The 18,832-nt window shown below is 55.6% G+C and carries 19 protein-coding genes; all 19 read right to left on the minus strand.

What is annotated here, in order from left to right; genetic code table 11:
* Window positions 1-40 precede the first annotated feature (40 nt).
* Window positions 41-862, minus strand: a complete 822-nt coding sequence (locus RB620_RS16890) for a pyruvate, water dikinase regulatory protein (RefSeq protein WP_308096214.1) — start codon at window positions 860-862, stop codon at window positions 41-43.
* A 39-nt stretch (window positions 863-901) separates the two neighbouring features.
* Complete coding sequence (glyS, locus tag RB620_RS16895) at window positions 902-2,983, minus strand: glycine--tRNA ligase subunit beta (protein ID WP_308096215.1); 2,082 nt, start codon at window positions 2,981-2,983, stop codon at window positions 902-904.
* Complete coding sequence (gene glyQ / locus RB620_RS16900; protein WP_308096217.1) at window positions 2,976-3,863, minus strand: glycine--tRNA ligase subunit alpha; 888 nt, start codon at window positions 3,861-3,863, stop codon at window positions 2,976-2,978. The genes glyS and glyQ overlap by 8 nt, the downstream gene beginning before the upstream one ends.
* Before the next feature lie 353 nt (window positions 3,864-4,216).
* Window positions 4,217-4,960: a DNA repair protein RecO gene (recO, locus tag RB620_RS16905; RefSeq protein WP_308096219.1), complete on the minus strand. Its 744-nt coding sequence runs from the start codon at window positions 4,958-4,960 to the stop codon at window positions 4,217-4,219.
* A 56-nt stretch (window positions 4,961-5,016) separates the two neighbouring features.
* The gene (locus RB620_RS16910; protein ID WP_308096221.1) at window positions 5,017-5,169 is read right to left on the minus strand and encodes a YqzL family protein; all 153 of its coding nucleotides are present in this window, start codon (window positions 5,167-5,169) and stop codon (window positions 5,017-5,019) included.
* Between the two features lie 110 nt (window positions 5,170-5,279).
* Complete coding sequence (gene era, locus RB620_RS16915; RefSeq protein ID WP_308096223.1) at window positions 5,280-6,200, minus strand: GTPase Era; 921 nt, start codon at window positions 6,198-6,200, stop codon at window positions 5,280-5,282.
* Window positions 6,197-6,640: a cytidine deaminase gene (gene cdd / locus RB620_RS16920; RefSeq protein WP_308096225.1), complete on the minus strand. Its 444-nt coding sequence runs from the start codon at window positions 6,638-6,640 to the stop codon at window positions 6,197-6,199. Before cdd ends, era begins: the two co-directional genes overlap by 4 nt.
* Window positions 6,641-6,658: 18 nt before the next feature.
* Entirely contained in the window at window positions 6,659-7,018 is a 360-nt protein-coding gene (locus tag RB620_RS16925) for a diacylglycerol kinase family protein (protein WP_308096226.1), read from the minus strand.
* A complete protein-coding gene (gene ybeY, locus RB620_RS16930; RefSeq protein ID WP_308096228.1) occupies window positions 7,019-7,516 on the minus strand; it encodes an rRNA maturation RNase YbeY in 498 nt (165 codons plus the stop codon).
* Window positions 7,517-9,769: an HD family phosphohydrolase gene (locus RB620_RS16935; RefSeq protein ID WP_308096230.1), complete on the minus strand. Its 2,253-nt coding sequence runs from the start codon at window positions 9,767-9,769 to the stop codon at window positions 7,517-7,519.
* A 226-nt stretch (window positions 9,770-9,995) separates the two neighbouring features.
* Window positions 9,996-10,967, minus strand: coding sequence for a PhoH family protein (locus RB620_RS16940; RefSeq protein ID WP_308096290.1), 972 nt, complete (start codon window positions 10,965-10,967; stop codon window positions 9,996-9,998).
* Between the two features lie 6 nt (window positions 10,968-10,973).
* Window positions 10,974-12,167, minus strand: coding sequence for a sporulation protein YqfD (gene yqfD / locus RB620_RS16945; RefSeq protein WP_308096232.1), 1,194 nt, complete (start codon window positions 12,165-12,167; stop codon window positions 10,974-10,976).
* A gap of 15 nt (window positions 12,168-12,182) precedes the next feature.
* Entirely contained in the window at window positions 12,183-12,461 is a 279-nt protein-coding gene (gene yqfC, locus RB620_RS16950) for a sporulation protein YqfC (protein ID WP_308096234.1), read from the minus strand.
* A gap of 151 nt (window positions 12,462-12,612) precedes the next feature.
* Window positions 12,613-13,056, minus strand: a complete 444-nt coding sequence (locus RB620_RS16955; protein ID WP_308096236.1) for a GatB/YqeY domain-containing protein — start codon at window positions 13,054-13,056, stop codon at window positions 12,613-12,615.
* Window positions 13,057-13,071: 15 nt separating this feature from the next.
* Complete coding sequence (rpsU, locus tag RB620_RS16960) at window positions 13,072-13,245, minus strand: 30S ribosomal protein S21 (protein WP_005547957.1); 174 nt, start codon at window positions 13,243-13,245, stop codon at window positions 13,072-13,074.
* Window positions 13,246-13,339: 94 nt separating this feature from the next.
* A complete protein-coding gene (locus RB620_RS16965; protein WP_308096238.1) occupies window positions 13,340-13,684 on the minus strand; it encodes a histidine triad nucleotide-binding protein in 345 nt (114 codons plus the stop codon).
* 145 nt (window positions 13,685-13,829) lie between these two features.
* Window positions 13,830-14,138: a hypothetical protein gene (locus RB620_RS16970; RefSeq protein WP_308096240.1), complete on the minus strand. Its 309-nt coding sequence runs from the start codon at window positions 14,136-14,138 to the stop codon at window positions 13,830-13,832.
* A gap of 75 nt (window positions 14,139-14,213) precedes the next feature.
* Complete coding sequence (locus RB620_RS16975) at window positions 14,214-14,819, minus strand: hypothetical protein (RefSeq protein WP_308096243.1); 606 nt, start codon at window positions 14,817-14,819, stop codon at window positions 14,214-14,216.
* Window positions 14,820-14,865: 46 nt separating this feature from the next.
* A complete protein-coding gene (addA, locus tag RB620_RS16980; protein WP_308096245.1) occupies window positions 14,866-18,831 on the minus strand; it encodes a helicase-exonuclease AddAB subunit AddA in 3,966 nt (1,321 codons plus the stop codon).
* Between the last annotated feature and the right edge of the window lies 1 nt (window position 18,832).

Consider the following 18,832-nt stretch of genomic DNA (forward strand, 5'->3'; position numbering starts at 1 on the left):
GTCACTACTATTATATACGGCAACTCCGGGAAAAAATCCTTCATTGTCCTCGCACGTATTCCATTATCAAGCTGGCCGTCTCCTCCACCGCCCGATGCGAGACGTCAATGACAAAGCAGCCGAGCTGGGACATCACCTCTTCGGCATACTTCAGCTCTTGTTCGATCCTGTGCGTCGTTGCGTAAGCTGCCGTATTTGGCAATCCGAGCGCCTTGAGCCGTTCCTTCCGTATGACGTTCAGATAGGACGTATCGATCGTCAGTCCGATCACCTTGCGCTTCGGCAGCTTGAAAAGCTCCTCGGGCGGCTTAAGCTCCGGAACGAGAGGAACATTCGCGACCTTGAACTTCTGATGGGCAAGATACATGGAAAGCGGCGTCTTCGATGTTCGCGACACGCCTACCAGGACGATATCGGCTTTGGTTACGCCGGATGTATCTCTGGCATCATCGTATTTCACGGCGAATTCCACCGCTTCGACCTTGCGGAAGTAATCGGCGTCGAGCACATGGTTGAGACCGGGCTCTTGCCTCGACTTCCTGCCGGTGCGCTGCTCGAGCGTCTCGACGAAAGGCCCGAGCAGATCGATGGCGGCGATTCCGCTTTCTCCCGCCAGCTTCCTCATGGTATCGCGCAAATGGGGAATGACTAGCGTGTACAAAACGATAGCTTGCGACAGCTTTGCCTGCTCTACGATACGCTCCAATGCAGAGTCTTCCGTCACGAAAGGCGCCCTGCGTATATCCGCGTGAATCGGATGGAACTGGGCGATCGCGGCGCGAACGACCAGCTCCCCCGTATCGCCTGCCGCATCGGATACGACGTAAACGATCACTTCCGGTTTGCCGTTTTCTTTCGCCATGGCCATTACCTCCTTAAGCGATTGCGTACGAAGCGCTGCTTACCACACCAGCTTGGAGAAGTCCGCGATCAGCGCGATGTCCCGGGCGATTGCCGATAACGTCGCCAATCGATTGGCGCGTACCTTCTCGTCTTTATCCATAACCATAACGCCGTCGAAATAATCGCTGATTGCCGGACGCAGTCCCGAAAGCTGCTGCAAGGCGCCGGACAAATCGCGATGCTCGATTGCAGTCAAAATGCCCGGCCTTGCCGAAATCCAAGACTCGTATAAACGTGCCTCCGTCGCTTCGGCGAACAAGTTCGGATCGATGTCCGCGGACTCCGCTTTCGCCGCGAGATTGCCTACGCGATTGAAGGCTTCGACGACCAGCTTGAATTCGGTTCTGTCGGCGCCGGCAACGAGCGGCTGAATCGCCGAAGCGCGGCTGGCCGTTAATGCCAGGTCGTCGAAACCGACTGCCATGACCGCGTCCACTACATCGTAACGAGCGGCTTGCTCGGATAGCCAGTTTTTGATGCGAAGCGAGAAGAAGTCGTTCAAATCTTTACGAATCTCCTCCGCCGAACGTTTCAAGCCGCGGGCTTCGTGAACGGAGATTCCGATCTCGTACAGCTCGCCGAGTCCCATGCGAAGATTCTGGCCAAGCAGGATCTGCACGATACCGGCCGCTTGCCGGCGCAGCGCGTACGGATCCTGAGAGCCTGTCGGCACGATGCCGATCGAAAAGCAGCCAACGATCGTATCGATTTTGTCGGCCAAGCTTACGATTGCGCCAGTCAATTCGGATGGGATGCGGTCGCCAGAGAATCTCGGCTGGTAATGCTCGTTTACGGCCTTCGCCACGGATTCGTGCTCGCCGGCTTTCTTGGCGTAATCTTCGCCCATGATACCTTGCAGCTCGGGGAATTCGTAGACCATCTGCGAGACGAGGTCGAATTTGCAAATCGCTGCCGCACGGGCGATGTGGTCCGCTTGAGCGCCCTCGATCCGAAGCGCTTCGGAAATAAGCTTCGAGATCGCCGTAATGCGACGCACCTTGTCGGCGACCGTACCGAGCTCCTCGTGATAGACGATCGTCTCCAACTTGCCGAGCGCATGGTCGATCGTCAGCTTATGGTCTTCCGCGTAGAAAAATTTCGCGTCGGACAGCCTTGCGCGCAGAACCTTCTCATTGCCCTTCGCGACGAGATCGATCGACCTCCGGTCTCCGTTGCGCACCGTGACGAAAAACGGAAGAAGTTTGCCGGCTTCATCAAGCACCGGGAAGTAACGCTGATGCTCGCGCATCGACGTAATCAGCACTTCCTGCGGGATATTTAGGAACGAAGGATCGAACGTGCCGAATAGCACATTCGGATATTCGACCAAAAACAATACTTCTTCCAACAAATCTTCCTTGATTGCGATGTTCCAGCTTTTCTCCGCCATCAGTCCTTGGATTTGCGAAACGATCAACGCTTCGCGTTCCTCCACGTCGACGATGACTAGCTGGGCGCGCAGTGTATCCTTGTATTCGGCTGGCGTTTCCACCGAAGCGTCCTCGCCCAGGAACCGGTGACCCTTCGAGACGCGGCCCGTCTCTACGCCGGTAATCTCGAAAGGCACAACCTCTGCGCCGAACAACGCCACAAGCCAGCGAATCGGCCGAACGAACCGAAGCTCGTAGCCGCCCCAGCGCATATTTTTGGGGAAGGACATCGACGTAATCATCGTGCTTAGTCCTTCGGCCAGCAAGCCGGAGGTTTCCGCCCCGATGCTGCTCTTGCGCGCGTAGACGTATTCCACGCCCGCCAGTTCTTGGAAGTAAAATTGCTCGGGCTCGACGCCTTGGCTGCGGGCGAAGCCAAGCGCGGCTTTGCTCCAGTTGCCCGCGTCATCCATCGCGATTTTGCGGGAAGGGCCTTTCGCTTCTTCGTTGCTGTCGGCTTGTTTCTCTTCGACTTCGCGCACGATGACGGCAAGCCTTCTCGGCGTGGCGTAAGCTTCGATCGCGCCATGGCCGATGCGGTTATCCGACAACCACTTGTCCATCTTGTCCTTCAGTTGGTTCATCGCGGCGCGAACGAACCTCGCGGGCACTTCTTCCAGTCCGATCTCCAGCAGTAGATCCTTAGCCATTCTGCTCCACTCCCTTCTTAAGCAGCGGGAATCCAAGCCGCTCTCTCTCCTCGTAATACGTGGCCGCGCATTGGCGGGCCAAATTCCGCACGCGCGTAATGTATCCGGTTCTCTCCGTTACGCTGATCGCTCCGCGAGCGTCGAGCAAGTTGAATGTGTGCGAACATTTGAGAACGTAGTCATAGGCCGGGAACACCAGACGCTGCTCCATCGTCTTCCTTGCTTCTTCCTCGTACATGGAGAACAGGGAGAACAGCATAGCCGTGTCGGATGTTTCAAACGTATATTTGGAATGCTCGTATTCCGGCTGCAGGAACACGTCGCCGTACGTCACGCCTTCCACCCACTCCAGATCGAACACGTTTTCCTTCTGCTGAATATAGGAGGCCAGACGCTCCATGCCGTACGTGATTTCCACTGCGACCGGGTTCGCGTCGATGCCGCCGACCTGCTGGAAGTAAGTGAATTGGGTTATTTCCATGCCGTCCAGCCAAACTTCCCAGCCTAGCCCCCAAGCGCCAAGCGTAGGCGATTCCCAGTTGTCCTCGACGAATCGAATGTCATGGTCCTTCGCATCGATGCCAAGACGCCGCAAGCTCTCCAAATAAAGTTCCTGGATGTTGTCCGGTGACGGCTTCAGAATGACTTGGAATTGATGATGCTGGTACAGACGGTTCGGGTTCTCGCCGTATCTTCCGTCCGCCGGGCGGCGGGACGGCTCGACGTATGCCACGTTCCACGGCTCGGGACCGATGGAACGCAGGAACGTCATCGGGTTCATCGTTCCCGCGCCTTTCTCTACATCGTACGGCTGCACGAGAATGCAATTTTGTTCAGCCCAGAATTGTTGAAGCGTCAAGATCATGCCTTGAAAGTTCATACCGCTCGACTCCTTCTATCGTTTAGTGGTGGTCCGGCTAACCGGACATAAGGCTCTGCTGGAGCATCCACCGTATCGGCACGCAAAAAACTCCCGCCTCTACGTCTGCTGCCAGACGTAGGGACGAGAGTATGATTCCCGCGGTTCCACCCTACTTGGCTGCCCGCTACATGGATCATGTGCGTTCGGCAACCCGCTTTCGTTCAAGAGACTCCGGAGCGCCTTTCGCCATAATCGTCCGACCGGGCTTTCACCGTCCCCGGCTCGCTATTCTTGCAGACTCATTATGGTTACTTTCTCCATCAATGTCCGATATTCATAATTTAATATTGTATGCGTATTGCGATGGATTGTCAAACCAATTTGTCCAATTGATCCAAAAAGTTTCGAGATTTTAATTGGAGGCCTAGCTGAGCGTCCATTAAAGCTCTCATGCACTTCTTAAGCTCGGCTTTCGTCTCGCTTTTGACGGAAATCGCTCCGAGCCTTCTCATATCCATTCCTTTGAACAAACGCAAAATTTTATGTACCCCTTCGCTCATCGGAATACCGTACGGATCCCTGCTCTCGCATCGGCTGCACAAGATGCCGCCGGCGCCTGCGGACAGCTTGAACGGACCTACCCGATTGCCGCAGTTCACGCATTCGTCCAGCCCTGGCGAATAACCGGCCAGATCCAAAATTCTCATCTCGTACAAATGGATGACGATCGCGCAGTCCTTACCGTCTTGAAGCGCGGCGTAACAGGCCTTGAGCTGCTCGAACAGAAACCCGCTCGCTTCTTCCTCTTGCAGCGTCCGATCCGTCAGCTCCGCCGCGTAGGACGCGTAGGCGGACAAGTCGAGCTGCATACGCAAATCATGGTGAGACGCAATGATCTCACCATGATTCAAGGTGCCGAGCCCGCTGCTCCGGAAGTACTGATAGTCCGCGAGCGTGAACGGCTGGGCAAGCGAGGAATGCCTGCTTTTCACTTTTTTCGCCCCTCGGATCAATACCCCAGCTTTGCCGTTCGTTTTCGTCAGAAGCGTTACGATCTTGTTGCTTTCCCCATAATCCATGCTGCGGATTACGATTCCTTCCACGCGATGCAGCATCCGGCTTCTCCCCCATGAAACATAAGCCTATTATCCCGATAATACCGCTATGTCGCTTATTCTTGCACGTCCATACTCGCAAATTCCTCATCTTGCCCATCATACGCGGCAGCATCATCGGCAACGCCGTATTGATCCACTTCCTTGTACAGCATGAAGGACTCGACATCACCGGTCAACGTAAAATACTTCCACGAAAAATCTCGCATTCGTATTCATCCTTTCCGCCTCGGAAATGCAGCTCCAGACGGTTATAGGATGCGATAAACAAGGGACGGATATCCTTAGCAAATTACGACAGCTCCGGTTTGCCCGCTGATTAATCGTGACGGAAGCCGAGATCCTTCAGGACGCGCTCCTGGTTGCGCCAATCCTTCTTGACCTTGACCCAGAGCTCCAAATAAATGCGCGAGCCGAGCAGCGCCTCGATGTCCCTGCGCGCCTGCTTGCCGACTTCCTTCAGCAGCTCGCCTCGCTTGCCGATGATGATGCCCTTCTGGGAATCCCGCTCTACGAAAATAACTGCGCCGATGTACACGACGCCATTCTCCTGCACCCGCATGTCTTCGATCGTAACCGCGATGGAATGCGGAATTTCCTCGCGCGTCATGTGAAGAATCTTCTCCCGAACAAGCTCGGCGCATACGAATTGCTCCGGATGATCCGTCACTTGATCCGCGGGATAATATTGCGGCCCTTCAGGCAGATAACGAGTAATCTGCTCCAGCAGAGTGCTCACGTTATTGCCTTTCAGCGCGGAGATCGGGACGATCTCGGCAAATTCGTGCAGCGCGTTGTATTGCGCGATCATCGGGAGGAGCGCTTCCGGCTCGATCTTGTCGATTTTGTTCATGACAAGGAAAACGGGCGTCTTCGTTTTTTTCAGCTGCTCGATGATGAACCGGTCGCCGCCTCCAAGCCCCTCTGAAACATCGACGAGGAATAATGCGGCTTCGACTTCTTTGAGCGCCCCTTCCGCGGACTGGTTCATGTAATTGCCCAGCTTGGATTGAGGCTTATGAATGCCGGGCGTATCGAGAAAAACGATTTGGTAATCGTCCGTCGTATATACACCGTGAATTTTGTTTCGCGTAGTCTGCGGTTTGTCCGACATGATCGCGATTTTCTGCCCGATCAAGTGATTCATCAGCGTCGATTTGCCGACGTTCGGCCTTCCGATAATCGCGACGAATCCGGATTTGAAACCTTTGCCGCTTCTTCCTGTTGCTTGTCCATTCATGATTTCCCTTGCTCCTCCTTGTTTAACGACGCCGGCGTGAACGCGCCCGGCAACAGCTCCGCAACCGTCGACATCGTCCACTGTCCCCGCAGATTGCCCATGATGACCGGCATGTCCGGCGCGCATAATTCCACCATCACTTGCCTGCAGATGCCGCATGGCGATATCGGTCCGTCCGTGTCTCCGATCACGGCGATCGCTTGGAACTCTCCCGCTTTCCTGCCGTCCGCTATCGCACGGAACAACGCCGTTCGTTCCGCGCAGTTGGTCGGTCCGTACGCCGCGTTCTCGACATTGCAGCCGGAGTGGACATGTCCTTGCCCGTCGAGCAAAGCCGCGCCGACTTGGAAGCCCGAATACGGCACGTATGCGCGTTTCATCGCTTCCTCGGCTTGCTGAAGCAAGGTATGGTAATCAGGCCGGAGCCCTTCGTAGTTCATTTCTTCGCCTCTCTCCACTCATACTATGAATTGCCAAAGCGGCGGGCCAAGAACGATCAGCCCGATCGCAATGGCAACAATGGCCGCCGCCAGCACGGCGCCGGCCGCGACATCCTTGGCCGCTTTCGCCAGAGGATGCCGCCCGGGGCTTGCCAGATCGACGGCCTGCTCGATCGCCGTGTTGATCAATTCTGCGGTCACGACTAATCCGATCGCTATCAGTATCATACACCACTGGACGGCATCAAGCGATAGGACGCATCCAAGGCCAATCACGATGATCGCCGCAACGCAGTGAATTTGCATATGCCGCTGCGTGCGGATCGCGAATCCGATTCCCGACAACGCCAAGAGAACGCTTCGGAAGAATTTGACCATTTATCTCGTCAAACCCGCTTGCTGGAGAACCGCTTCTTGTTTGCTCGTCATTTCGGCTTCGGATGATTCATCCTGATGATCATATCCGATCAGGTGAAGGAAGCCGTGAACGAACAGGAAGCCAATCTCGCGCTCGAGGGAATGGCCGTATTCTTCGCTTTGGAGCTGGGCCCTTTCAACGGAGATAATGATATCCCCCAACATGCCGGACAGCGGATCGGCTTCGTCCTCGTTCTCCACTTCGAAAATAATGTCGAGCTCGTCTGTCCCGTCTTCCTGCATCGCGAACGACAATACGTCTGTCGGACGGTCGATGCCCCGATAATCGCGATTCAGGGCATGAATGCCTTCGTCGTCGGTGAACGTCAGCGCTACTTCGCCATCGGCCAGTCCTTCCGCTTTTCCTGCGAGCTGGAGCAGTTCGGTCAGCTTATCGATCCATATCTCCGGAATTTCGATCTTCGATTGTTCGTTGTTCCAGTCTAATTGCAAATTCATTTAGTCGATACGTCCCTTCGTTTTGGCATCGTCCGGATACTCGATACGCGAATGGAAGATGCCGATAATGCTCTCTTTGAGCGATTGCGCGATTTTGTCCAGTTCCTTAAGCGTCAAGTCGCATTCATTATATTGATTGTCATCGAGCCTGCTTTTTATAATCTTGGCGATCATCGCTTCCACCTGCTCGACCGTCGGGTTCCGCAAGCTCCGAACTGCCGCTTCCACGCAATCCGCAATGCCGACCACCGCGGCCTCCTTGGACTGGGCCTTCGGACCCGGATAACGGAAGTCCTCTTCTGTGAAGGCTGGCGCAATCCCTTGCTCTTCCGCCTGTTTAACGGCTTTGTGGTAGAAAAACTTCAAGGAAGTCGTTCCGTGATGCTGCTCCGCAATGTCGCGAATCGGCTTCGGAATGTTATGCGCCTTCAGCATCTCTACGCCGTCCCGCGCGTGGGCTACGATAATGGATTTGCTTAGTTTCGGATCGATGGTATCATGCGGATTCTCGATATTGGTTTGGTTTTCGATAAAATAATTGGGCCGTTTCGTCTTCCCGATATCATGGTAATACGAACCGACCCGGCACAAAAGGCCGTCCGCTCCGATCGCCTCGGCCGCGGCTTCCGACAGATTGCCCACCATGACGCTATGATGGTACGTTCCGGGCGTCTCCGTCAGCAGCTTCCGGAGAAGCGGATGATTCGGATTAGAAAGCTCGACCAGCTTCAAAGCGGATAAAATCCCGAACGTGATTTCGAAAAACGGCATCAGGCCGATGACGAGAATCGCCGTCAGAAGACCGCTCGCGAAGGCGAAGGCGACCGAATAAATAAACGGCATCCGTTCCATTTGCTCCGTAAGCATCAGCACAGCCATCACGGACAGCGATCCGAACAAGCTGACCATGATGCCCGCTTTGAGAATCGTCGAACGCTGGCTGGCCCGATGGATCGAGAATACGGCTGCGAGCGATACGACGATAATGAAGAACCCGTACTTGAAATCGAACAGGCTGTTCGAAGCCGGATTCAGAATAATGCTTCCCATAATCGTGAAGATGAAAGAAGCGATGATCGCCAAATGCATGTCCAGCAGAAGCGTAATCAGCATGGCGCCAAGCGCTGCGGGAGCTAGATAACCGGCATATGGCACCGCGTCCGTCTGGGTAAGCGCGATGATCTGGATCGTAATGATATTGATGAGGAAGATCAGCAGCAGCATGAGGAGCTGCGTATTGCTGTACTTCGGCCTGAAGCCGCCGAGTCCGCCTGATTGATGCAGGAAGGCGAACAAGACGACGACGAACATAATCGATAAGAGAAGCAATCCCGCCTGCGGCCAATACGACCGTTTGTCCTGAAGCAGGTTGGAGTCCGACAGCAGCTTGTACAAATCCGGCGTAATCGTCTGACCGCGCTTGACGATGACGTCTCCTTCCTTGAAGACGACCGGCTGCGTATTCTGCTTGGCGAGCGCTTTCGCCTCGTCCGTCGCGTCCGTGTCCAAAAACTTGTTCGGCATGATCGCGAATCTCGCAAGCTCCTGAACGATCTCGCGTTCCGTCCGGTTCGAGAGCGCGCTGGCGTTGACGAGCTCCGCCACTTGGGTCCGGGCCGTCTCGGCTTCGCGCAATTGTTCGCCGGTCAGCTTGCGCACGATGTCCCTCGCGACCGTTCTCATCTCGGCCAGCTGCTCCGAAGTCAGCTGAGGCAGCTTGTAGAACGTCTCCTCGGGTATCGTGTACTGTTGTTCCTTGGCGATCGTCTCCATCTCGACAAGCAGCGAATCGCTGTACGTGCCATTGCCCTTGTTCACCTTCACGAAGGCATCGATATGGGCGGCGTACTTGCCCGGAATTTCCGTGCGATAGATCGCGACCTTATTGTCCGTCGTTACTTGATCGTCAAGGTTGAGCTGTTCGATCCGGTACAAAATTTGCTCGACGAGCGTCTCGTTCCGCAAAGGGACGATGGAGTAGATCGCGTCGATCTCGGCTGCCGCATCCTCTTCGGCTTGCCTGGTCGCCTTCTCGTCGCGAATTTGGAAGGGGGCTTTAATTTCCTTCTCGCTGACGGCGCCTTCGGAAATATCGTATGTTTCGGGAATGACATGCGGCGACAGGCTGAAATAAAAGAGCAGCACGAACAGCGCCATTAGCGTCCATCTAACAGCCGGGCTTTGCCTCCAGCCTTGCGGCGATCTTGCCGTCTGCTTGGCGCTGCTCGGCTTGCCCGATCCATTCTGGCTCATCCAAGCTACCCTTCCCTTCTAAGGTAATTCAAAAACTCCAATTTTGATTACGAAGTATTTCATAGGAGCTTACTCGACGTCGAATCTTGAATTCAGCCGAACCTTCCGGTGCTCACGTAGCGCTGCTACGCTCCGCTCCTCAGGTTCTAGCTTCATCCAATATTCTCGGTACTGAAAACTGGATTTTTTGAACTCTTATTAGAACTTCAACACAATTTATTATTTTTCAGGCTTTGTTCTCGGCGTCGTAATTGTAGGCGACGATAATTTTTTGCACGAGCGAATGGCGGACGACGTCCTGCTCCGCAAAAAAGATCAAGCCGATCTCTTCGATGTTTTTCAAAATGCGCTGCGCTTCCACTAACCCGGACGACTTTCCGCGCGGGAGGTCGATCTGCGTCACGTCGCCCGTAATGACCATCTTGGAGCCGAAACCAAGCCGCGTCAAAAACATTTTCATCTGCTCCGGCGTCGTATTCTGCGCTTCGTCGAGGATAATAAACGAATCGTCAAGCGTACGTCCGCGCATATAAGCAAGAGGCGCGATCTCGATCAAGCCGCGCTCCAACGCCTTTGCCGTCTGATCGGGACCCAGCACGTCGTGCAGCGCGTCGTACAGCGGTCTTAAATATGGATCTACCTTCTCCTGAAGGTCTCCGGGCAGGAACCCGAGATTCTCGCCCGCTTCCACTGCGGGACGCGTCAGGACGATCCGTTTCACGGAGCCTTCCTTTAGCGCGCTGACGGCCAATACGACGGCCAGGTAGGTTTTGCCCGTGCCTGCGGGTCCGATGCCGAATACGATGTCACGCTTTCGGATCGTCTTGACGTAATGTCGTTGGCCGATCGTCTTGACCATGATCTTTTTCCCGCGGAACGTCGATGCGATTTCTTTCTTGAACAGGTCAAGGAGCTCTTCGGCTTGCATGGAACGCGCCAGCTCAAGCGCGTACATAATATCTCTCTCGGATGGCGTATAGCCGCCACGGACAAGCTGCAGAAGCACGGAATATAGCTGTTCAAGCGAATCTACTTCCTCCGTGGGGCCGGAGATGACGATCTCTGCCTCGCGGGAGCTGATCGAGGCTTGAACATGCTCCATCACGAGCCGCAAGTACTTATCTTGAGGACCGAATACGGCGAGCCCTTCGGCAGCGTTGCCAAGCGGAACTTTCGCGATTTTGTTATCAATTTGCAACAATTCTCAGTCTCCCTGCATGTGGACTAATGGCATTTCTTCTACGATGGATTGCTCTACTTCAAAAAGAACTTTCATATAAACTTTACCATTGTCCGCCTTTTCATGCAAAACAATTTCGTCCAGGATGACCGCGTCCGTCCCTGCTTTCTCCATTACGTCGGCCTTTGCTTGCATCAAACCGACCTCGCTGGCTTCCTCCTCCGTCAGCGTCCGCTCCCGCGTCTCGGACTCCAGGACCGTCTCCTTCATCCGGCCGAATGGAAGCGTCCAATCGCGCCATGATACCCGCTCCTCGCTCGTGACCGTCTCGGATTGCCTGAACGGATTGTCGCCGAAGCCGCTGAGCTGCAGCGCTCTGGAGCCGATGACGGCGTACCATTTCGTTTTTTTCTCGCCGGTATAAACCTTCACTTGCTGCGTCAGAGGCGCTTCGACTTCGAATTCGTACCAGACAAGCCCGCGCACGACGCCTTTGGCTACGACGGTTTTCGAATAGTTCTCGTTTCCTATAATGCCCGATATAAGCGTTTGCCCCTTTTTCACTCTCGCGTTTTTCCTCACGAGCGGTTTGCCCGCTTCCGCCACGATCTGCGTCACGACCGCGTCGGAGGAGGCTACCAGATGCCGGGGATTGTTTAGCGATGCTTGTTCGGGCAGCGACATCTCCACGACTTGAATGCGTACCTTTGTCCCTATTTTCTCCACGCCGATCCAAGTGGTTCCCGGCAGCGCGGTAACCAGCTTTTTGGATAAGACATCGGCATCCTGCAGCCGGAACGACCATTGCAGCGTGTATAACCCTTCCGCTTTGGCCGCTTGCAAAATCTGCTCTTTGCTAATTTTCGTATTGCCGTCGACCTCGATCTTCCACACGAGGGACGAAAGCAGGAAAATGACAATGAAGAACAGCGCAATACCACCGGCGAACCAAATTCGTTTCTCCGCTTTCGCCATCCAGAACGGCAGCCCGCCCCGCTTCACGACGTGGACCCGACAGCCTGTCTGCTTTAAGAACGGCCGAAGCTTGAAGAAGTCGTCGACGGATACCTCGAATTGCAGTTTCCCGCTGCTTGTCCAGCGGATGGCGGACAGCGAGAGCCCGCCGGCCAACGCCCGGTTGACGAGATCCTCCGGCTTCCCTCCCCTTGCCTGTACGACGACGACGCCTTGCAGCCATTGAACGCCTTGACCTTTCATCGCTGCTTCCCTCCCTTATGGAATTAATTGTATATTTGAAATGACGCCTTCGATGAACACTTCCTCGGTCCAAATCGTGCGAATAACCAGCTCGCTGCCCGTAACCTCCAACTGTCCCTTGCTAAGCGCGAGCCTCAGCCTATCGCTCGAGAAATGAACGACGCCACGGTGGTTCTCGATGTAGAGCTGGCGGTCTCCGATCATCGTCAGCCTCGGCAGATCGTACACGACATCCTGCGGCATATCGAGCAGTTCGGCGGTTAACTTGTGGAATTTCCGTTTCAGTTGTCGCATGGCTGTCATGGCCCCCTCGGCAAGCGTAGGTATCGCGATATTTCGGTACTATACCAAATTATGCGTTCGCTTCTTGAAATATGAGGTTTCTGCAGTCCATTACCAGACAACAAAAAAACACCCCTTTCGGGGTGTTTCGTGAGTCCGCATGCTATTGCAGAAATTGTTGTACAAATTGATTTACTAGTTTACCGTCAGCGCGTCCTTTTGTTTTGGGCATCAGGGCGCTCATCACTTTCCCCATTTCGGCTTTGGAAGAAGCACCGAGTTCTTGGATGGTCTGCCTTACTATCTCTTGAATCTCTTCTTCAGTCAGCTGCTCGGGAAGGTATTGACTAATAATTTCAATTTCTGCTGCAAGACCTGTCACCAGATCATCACGGCCGGCTTTTTTAAATTCTTGGAGGGAATCTTTACGTATTTTGATTTCGCGACTAAGAATATCAAGCACTTCATTATCGTCAAGAGGACGTCTAAGGTCGATTTCCAAGTTCTTCACGGACGCCCTCATCATACGGATCGTCGTGAGCTTGAACTTGTCCTGACTCTTCATGGCTTGCTTCATATCGTCGGTCAATCGTTCGCTCAGGTTCATTTTGGAAGGATCCTCCTAAAACTTTCTCTTACGAGCAGCCTCGGACTTTTTCTTGCGCTTAACACTTGGCTTTTCATAATGCTTGCGTTTTTTCACCTCAGCCAAAACACCGTCTTTAGCGATGGAACGTTTAAAGCGGCGAAGCGCAGCATCAATTGTTTCGTTTTTGCGAACTTTAGTTTCAGACACCAGTTTTCCCTCCCTCCGAAACAGACCGTCCAGAGCTTTAACACGGTTTATCAAACTTCATTATACGGCATAGCAAATCCCAGTGTCAACTTCGTTAGTCTGCCAATAATGGGCCAAGCTTCTTGCCGCCGAGCAGATGGATATGCAGGTGATAAACAACCTGTCCTCCGTCGTCGTTCACATTGTTGATCAGGCGGTATCCGGCTTCGTCGATGCCTTGTTCCTTCGCGATTTGTTTCGCGGCCGCGAACAGCTCGCCTACCAATTCTACGTCTTCCGTACCGATGTCGTTCATCGTCGGGATATGTTTCTTCGGAATGATCAATATATGTACGGGCGCGGCCGGCTGAATATCCTGGAAAGCAAGAACGCGATCGTTCTCGAACACTTTCTTGGACGGAATCGAGCCTTCGATAATCTTGCAGAAAATGCAGTCCACTTCATTGCAACCTCCATTCCATTCATGCTTTTTCTATCATACCGAAAATTTCCTTCTGCGTCCAATCCGGCTCGTCCCGGAACGGAAGCACAAAAAAAAGCGCAGGCATAAGCTGCGCTTGTCGTACGTTTGCGGTCGATCCTTTTTAGAAGTAATATGGCAGCAGCGACAACGCAAGCAAAGCGGCGAGAGGGAATACCCTGCGGTGAAATCTTCTGCGCGGAAAAAACGGATATCCGTAACCTCCGTAGCCTCCGTAGCCGCCGAACGGCAAGAATGCACGATCCCATTCGCCCGGACAATACGGCACGGCTATACATACGCATTCATCGTCGACATGCTCCACGATTCCGTCCACGCAACTACCGTCGTGCGTTTGCAGCAGCACGTAACGATGCATATGCTGCTCGCATATTCCTTTGGCCCCAGCCTTGTCAAACGATTCATTTTCCATCTTCCATCAGCCTCCCTGACATGATCCATTTATCCTATGCAGGAATGGGCAAACGGCTACAAGATGGTCTCTTAATTAACGAAGCACTGCGGCCTGCAGCTTTTCGGCGATCGTCAGCCAATCGTGTCCGCCCGATAAACGGACCAGCACGTTGCGGTTGTCGGTTCCCCCGTAATAGAATTCGCCGAGCAGCTTATCCAGCTCCAGGAAATCCGACTTCGACGAGGCCAGAGCCTCCAGCTCGTCATTGCTCAACGGCCCGCTCCCCTTGCCGATCGCCGCCAAAAAAGCCCCTAGTCTGCCGATGTATGACTCATACGCCTGGGGCGCTTCGCCAAAACGAGTCTCGTCGAGCTCCTTCGCCTTTAGGAACAATGCGCCAAGCTCCCCTTCGCCGCGCGCGATCGCCTCCGACAGATACGCGGCGGTTATGCGGGAGGCTTCGTTATTCGCGTTCGCCGCGCCGGCCGCTTCGTCCGCAAGCCGAATCCAATACGCCAGCTCCTCGCGTGCTTTCTCGAAATGCGTATAGACGGCAAGCCCCTCCGCTTCGGCCTTCCCGCGCGAATGCTCGATGTTTTTCGTATACAGCAAGACGTTCCCCATAACGCTCATCACCAAGATCAATAACGTAATCGGCAGCGCGAGCGGACGCTTGCCCGATTGTTGCTTTTGTTCCAACCTGCTCCCTCCATCGTTCAACATCTATCCTAAAAATAATGCCGTGTCACAGCTTGACGGACTGCGCTCCGTCAAAGAAATAAACGTAGATCTCGTCCACCTTGTCGCCAAGCACCGATGCAATGGCCTCAGCGTAAAGCTCCAATTGGAACCTGTGCCTTTCCGCAGCGGCTTCCCACTGCTTCATATAAACCCGATCCGTCTTGTAGTCGACGAGAACAAGTCCCGACTCATCGCGGAACATACAGTCGATGACGCCCTGGATCAAAATTGGCTCGCCGCTCAATGGTTCGTCCTCGCGAGCCGCGTAGACGCGGCTCGCCGGCAGCATGCAGCTGAACGGAACCTCCCGGCGCACCCATCCCGCGCTTCTAAGCCGCCCCCCCAGCTCGCTTGCAAAGAAATTCGCGACGGAAGCCGCGTCGATCGACTCGGCTTGTTTCGCGGAGAGGAGCTTGCGCTCCGTCATGTTTGCCAGCGTGGCGCGTATCGTCTCGATGTCGACGTCGCCCGTTAACGGAACATGCTGCATCAACAAGTGGCTGGCCGAACCTTTCTCCGCGGCCGTCAATGACTTTTCCTCCATGAATGCCGGCCTTCGCAGCCTCAGCGTATACGACTGCTGCTGCGAATCGCGATTCGAACGGGCTTCAGCTTCCGGGCCGGGACCTCCCGATTCCGAGAAATCCGTCTCCCCGAATCGGCCACTCGATTCGTCATTCAGATCGGCAGCATACGCATCCGCTTCGGCATGCAGCCGCTTCATCTCGGTAACCGACGTTTTGGCGGCCAGTCTCGCCGCCGCCTCATGCGGATAACGCCATTCGAGGCGAGCGCGCAATTCGTCATCCCGATCGATGCCGTCGAGCACGGCAAGCGACGCTATCGCTTGCTTGCGCGCGAACATGGCGACGTCATCGGCGCTCGTTTCCGTCTCTAGCGCGGCGGCGGCTTCGATGCCGAGCCAAACGGACGGCACGACCTTCGCGGCCCATTGCGGCGCCACGGAAGCGGCCTGGATCCCGGTATCCGCGGTCCCATCACCCGTGCCTTCGTCAGAAGACTCCTCCGAGCTGCCTCCCGAGTGGAGCAATTGAGAAGCCGCCATCGGTCCGAGCCAATCCAGGAACGAACGGGCCGTTGCTACCCGAAAGTCGGACAAGCGGCCTTCCGAATCGGTGGAACCGAGCCATCGACGAAGTTTCTTGCCGGCGTCGCCGGTCGTGCCGACCAGGTACATTTTTTCTTTCGGCCTGGTCAGCGCGACGTACAGGATTCGCATCTCCTCGGCCAGCATCTCCATCCTGAGCTTGCGCCTGATCGCCAGAAACGGCAACGACGGGTAACTGATCCGAAGTTCGGGGTCAACGTACCGAGGGCCGAATCCAAGCTCTTTGTGCTTGAGGAACGAGCTGCGCAAGTCTTGCTGATTGAACAGCTTGCCGAGACCTGCGGTGAACACCACCGGGAACTCCAAGCCCTTGCTTTTGTGGATCGACATGATGCGCACGACATCCTCTTGCTCGCCCAGTGCTCTGGCCGTTCCCAGGTCGCCGCCGCTATCCCTCATCCGTTCGATGAAACGAAGGAAACGGAACAGCCCGCGGAACGAAGTCGACTCGTATTGTCTCGCGCGGTCATGGAGCGCCCTCAAGTTGGCTTGCCGCTGCGTTCCGCCCGGCAGTCCGCCCATGAAGTCGTAATAGCCGGTTTCGCGGTACATCTGCCAAAGCAAATCCGCGAGCGCGCCTTGCCGCGCTTCCTCTCGCCACCGGTCCAGGCTTTCGAGGAAACGGGAAAGCTTGAGCCTTGCTTCGTCCGGTATCGTTTCGTCTCCGGCCGCGCGCAAGACGGCGTCGTAATACGAGCCGCCCGGCGACAGGATCCGGATTCTGGACAGCTCCTCCGCGTTCAGGCCGAACATCGGCGAACGAAGCGCGGCCGCCAGCGGGATATCTTGATACGGATTGTCGACGACTCTAAGCAAAGACAACATCGTCTCGACTTCCGTCGCTTCGAAGTATCCGCTGCTGAGCTCCGCGTAAGCGGGCACTCCCATCGTTTGCAGCTCTTCGATGATCACGGGCGCCCACGCCTGCGTCGCCCTGAGAAGGATGACGACGTCTCTCCACTGCAGCCTCCGGTATTGCTTCCGCTTGCCGTCGTAAACCTGATATCCGCCGTCCATCAATTCGCGAAGCTTTCCGCCAATCCAGCGGGCTTCGAGCTGCGCGACCTTCAGCTCCGCCGTCTCGTCCGTTACGCGCGCGGTCTCCCCGCTCTCGTCGCTTCCATCGTCTTGGGAATCGGAATTGGCTTCGGTTTCCTCTTCAGGATCGACTCCCGCGCGATCCAGCACGGCGAGTTCCACCTGGCAGCTCCCGGGCCATAACGGCTCCGGGTACGCCGCGCCGCAAACAAGCTCTGCGCTCCGGTCGTAATCCATCTCCGCGACCGATTCTCGCATGATGGCGCGGAAAATATCGTTAACGCCGTCCACGACCTCCATGCGACTGCGGAAGTTGCGGGCAAGGTCGATCCGTAGTCCGCTAGTGCCGGCGGCATTCGGCGGTTCGAATTCGCCTCCGGTCGAATACGCCTTATATTTGCTCAAGAACAAATTCGGTTCGGCGAGCCTGAACCGGTAGATGCTCTGCTTCACGTCCCCGACCATGAACAGGTTGCCGCGATCCGCCCGCGCGATAAGGGATACGATCGCTTCTTGGACCATGTTCGTGTCTTGGTACTCGTCGAGCAAAATCTCGTCGAATTGGCGGCGGTAATCCTCCGCGGCTGGCGATGGCATGAGACGGCCTGGCTCCGATGCCTCGTCCCTCAGAATGCGAAGGCAATAATGTTCGAGATCGCCGAAATCGAGCAGCCCTTTCTCCCGCTTGGCCAACTCGTACCGCTCCCCGAACGCGATGACCAGCTCGGCGAGCGTCCGCATGAGCGGAGCCAGCTCGCGAAGCTCATCCAGAAACTGCTCGGCCGTGCGACCGAACAACTCGTCCGCGATCGAACCGATCAGCTTCTTCGCGCTCTCCCGAAGCGATTTCGCTTCCTCTTGCAGGGACTTGTCGTACGCATCGCCGCGCATCGCCTTCAGCTTGCCGAATGCGGCACCGCGGAAAGCGTCGCCCCATTGCCGCCAAGATCCAGGAGCCGCTTCTTGCCGGATCGCGCGGATCACCGCCAGATCCTCCTCGAACGAATCGGCGTAAGGCGCCGGTCCTCCCGGCTGCTTCGTCAGCGCGAGCGCTTCCTCCAGCAGCGATTCCGCGCCGCTTAGCGCCAGCGAAACGTCTTGATGCAAGCTGAGCACCCATTCGCTTTGCTCCAGCTGCTCGACCGTTTCCGCTTCGAATGCCCTTGCGGTCTGTCGAAGCCAATAAGAAGGCCATGGATGGCTCTGCGCGAATTCATGAAGCTGGCCAGCCAGCTTGTATAGCGGTTCGTCGCCCCGTTCGCCGCCGTAACGTTCCGCCAGCGCGAGAAACGCGGCATGCTCCTCGCCCTCCCCGCTGTACATATGCTCGAACAGGTCATCCAGCACATCGAGCTTAAGCAGCTCGCTTTCCGTTTCGTTCGCGATGCGGAAGCCGGGATCTAGACCGATGAGCGGATAATACCGGCGTATGACGTCCAAGCAGAAGGAATGCAGCGTCGTAATCGAAGCTCTCCCCATTAACGCCAGCTGTCGGCGCAAATGCTCCGAGTCGGGGTATCGTTCGAGCTCTTTCTCGAGCGCGATTCGAATGCGGTCTTTCATCTCGGCCGCGGCTGCCTTGGTGAAGGTGGCGACGAGAAGTTTGTCCACGTCGGTGTCGGACGATATTTTGCGAATGATGCGTTCCACGAGCACGGCCGTCTTGCCCGATCCGGCAGCTGCCGCGACCAATACGTTTCGTCCGTCCGTCACGATGGCTTTCCATTGATCGTCGGTCCATGTGCTGTTCTCCGGCTTCGGCGGGATCGGCGCCGGATGAACCGCCGAATGGTTTGTGTCCATA

Origin of the sequence: Paenibacillus sp. LHD-117, assembly GCF_030929555.1 — a bacterium.
GTDB lineage: Bacteria > Bacillota > Bacilli > Paenibacillales > Paenibacillaceae > Pristimantibacillus.

Coding starts and splice junctions, on each gene's coding strand:
- era (WP_308096223.1), bottom strand. CDS start 6,200: ATGAATGGACAAGCAACAGGAAGAAGCGGCAAAGGTTTCAAATCCGGA.
- RB620_RS16890 (WP_308096214.1), bottom strand. CDS start 862: ATGGCGAAAGAAAACGGCAAACCGGAAGTGATCGTTTACGTCGTATCC.
- RB620_RS16935 (WP_308096230.1), bottom strand. CDS start 9,769: ATGAGCCAGAATGGATCGGGCAAGCCGAGCAGCGCCAAGCAGACGGCA.
- recO (WP_308096219.1), bottom strand. CDS start 4,960: ATGCTGCATCGCGTGGAAGGAATCGTAATCCGCAGCATGGATTATGGG.
- RB620_RS16955 (WP_308096236.1), bottom strand. CDS start 13,056: ATGAACCTGAGCGAACGATTGACCGACGATATGAAGCAAGCCATGAAG.
- ybeY (WP_308096228.1), bottom strand. CDS start 7,516: ATGAATTTGCAATTAGACTGGAACAACGAACAATCGAAGATCGAAATT.
- yqfD (WP_308096232.1), bottom strand. CDS start 12,167: ATGAAAGGTCAAGGCGTTCAATGGCTGCAAGGCGTCGTCGTCGTACAG.
- RB620_RS16970 (WP_308096240.1), bottom strand. CDS start 14,138: ATGGAAAATGAATCGTTTGACAAGGCTGGGGCCAAAGGAATATGCGAG.
- yqfC (WP_308096234.1), bottom strand. CDS start 12,461: ATGCGACAACTGAAACGGAAATTCCACAAGTTAACCGCCGAACTGCTC.
- glyQ (WP_308096217.1), bottom strand. CDS start 3,863: ATGAACTTTCAAGGCATGATCTTGACGCTTCAACAATTCTGGGCTGAA.
- addA (WP_308096245.1), bottom strand. CDS start 18,831: ATGGACACAAACCATTCGGCGGTTCATCCGGCGCCGATCCCGCCGAAG.
- RB620_RS16925 (WP_308096226.1), bottom strand. CDS start 7,018: ATGGTCAAATTCTTCCGAAGCGTTCTCTTGGCGTTGTCGGGAATCGGA.
- RB620_RS16910 (WP_308096221.1), bottom strand. CDS start 5,169: ATGCGAGATTTTTCGTGGAAGTATTTTACGTTGACCGGTGATGTCGAG.
- cdd (WP_308096225.1), bottom strand. CDS start 6,640: ATGAACTACGAAGGGCTCCGGCCTGATTACCATACCTTGCTTCAGCAA.
- glyS (WP_308096215.1), bottom strand. CDS start 2,983: ATGGCTAAGGATCTACTGCTGGAGATCGGACTGGAAGAAGTGCCCGCG.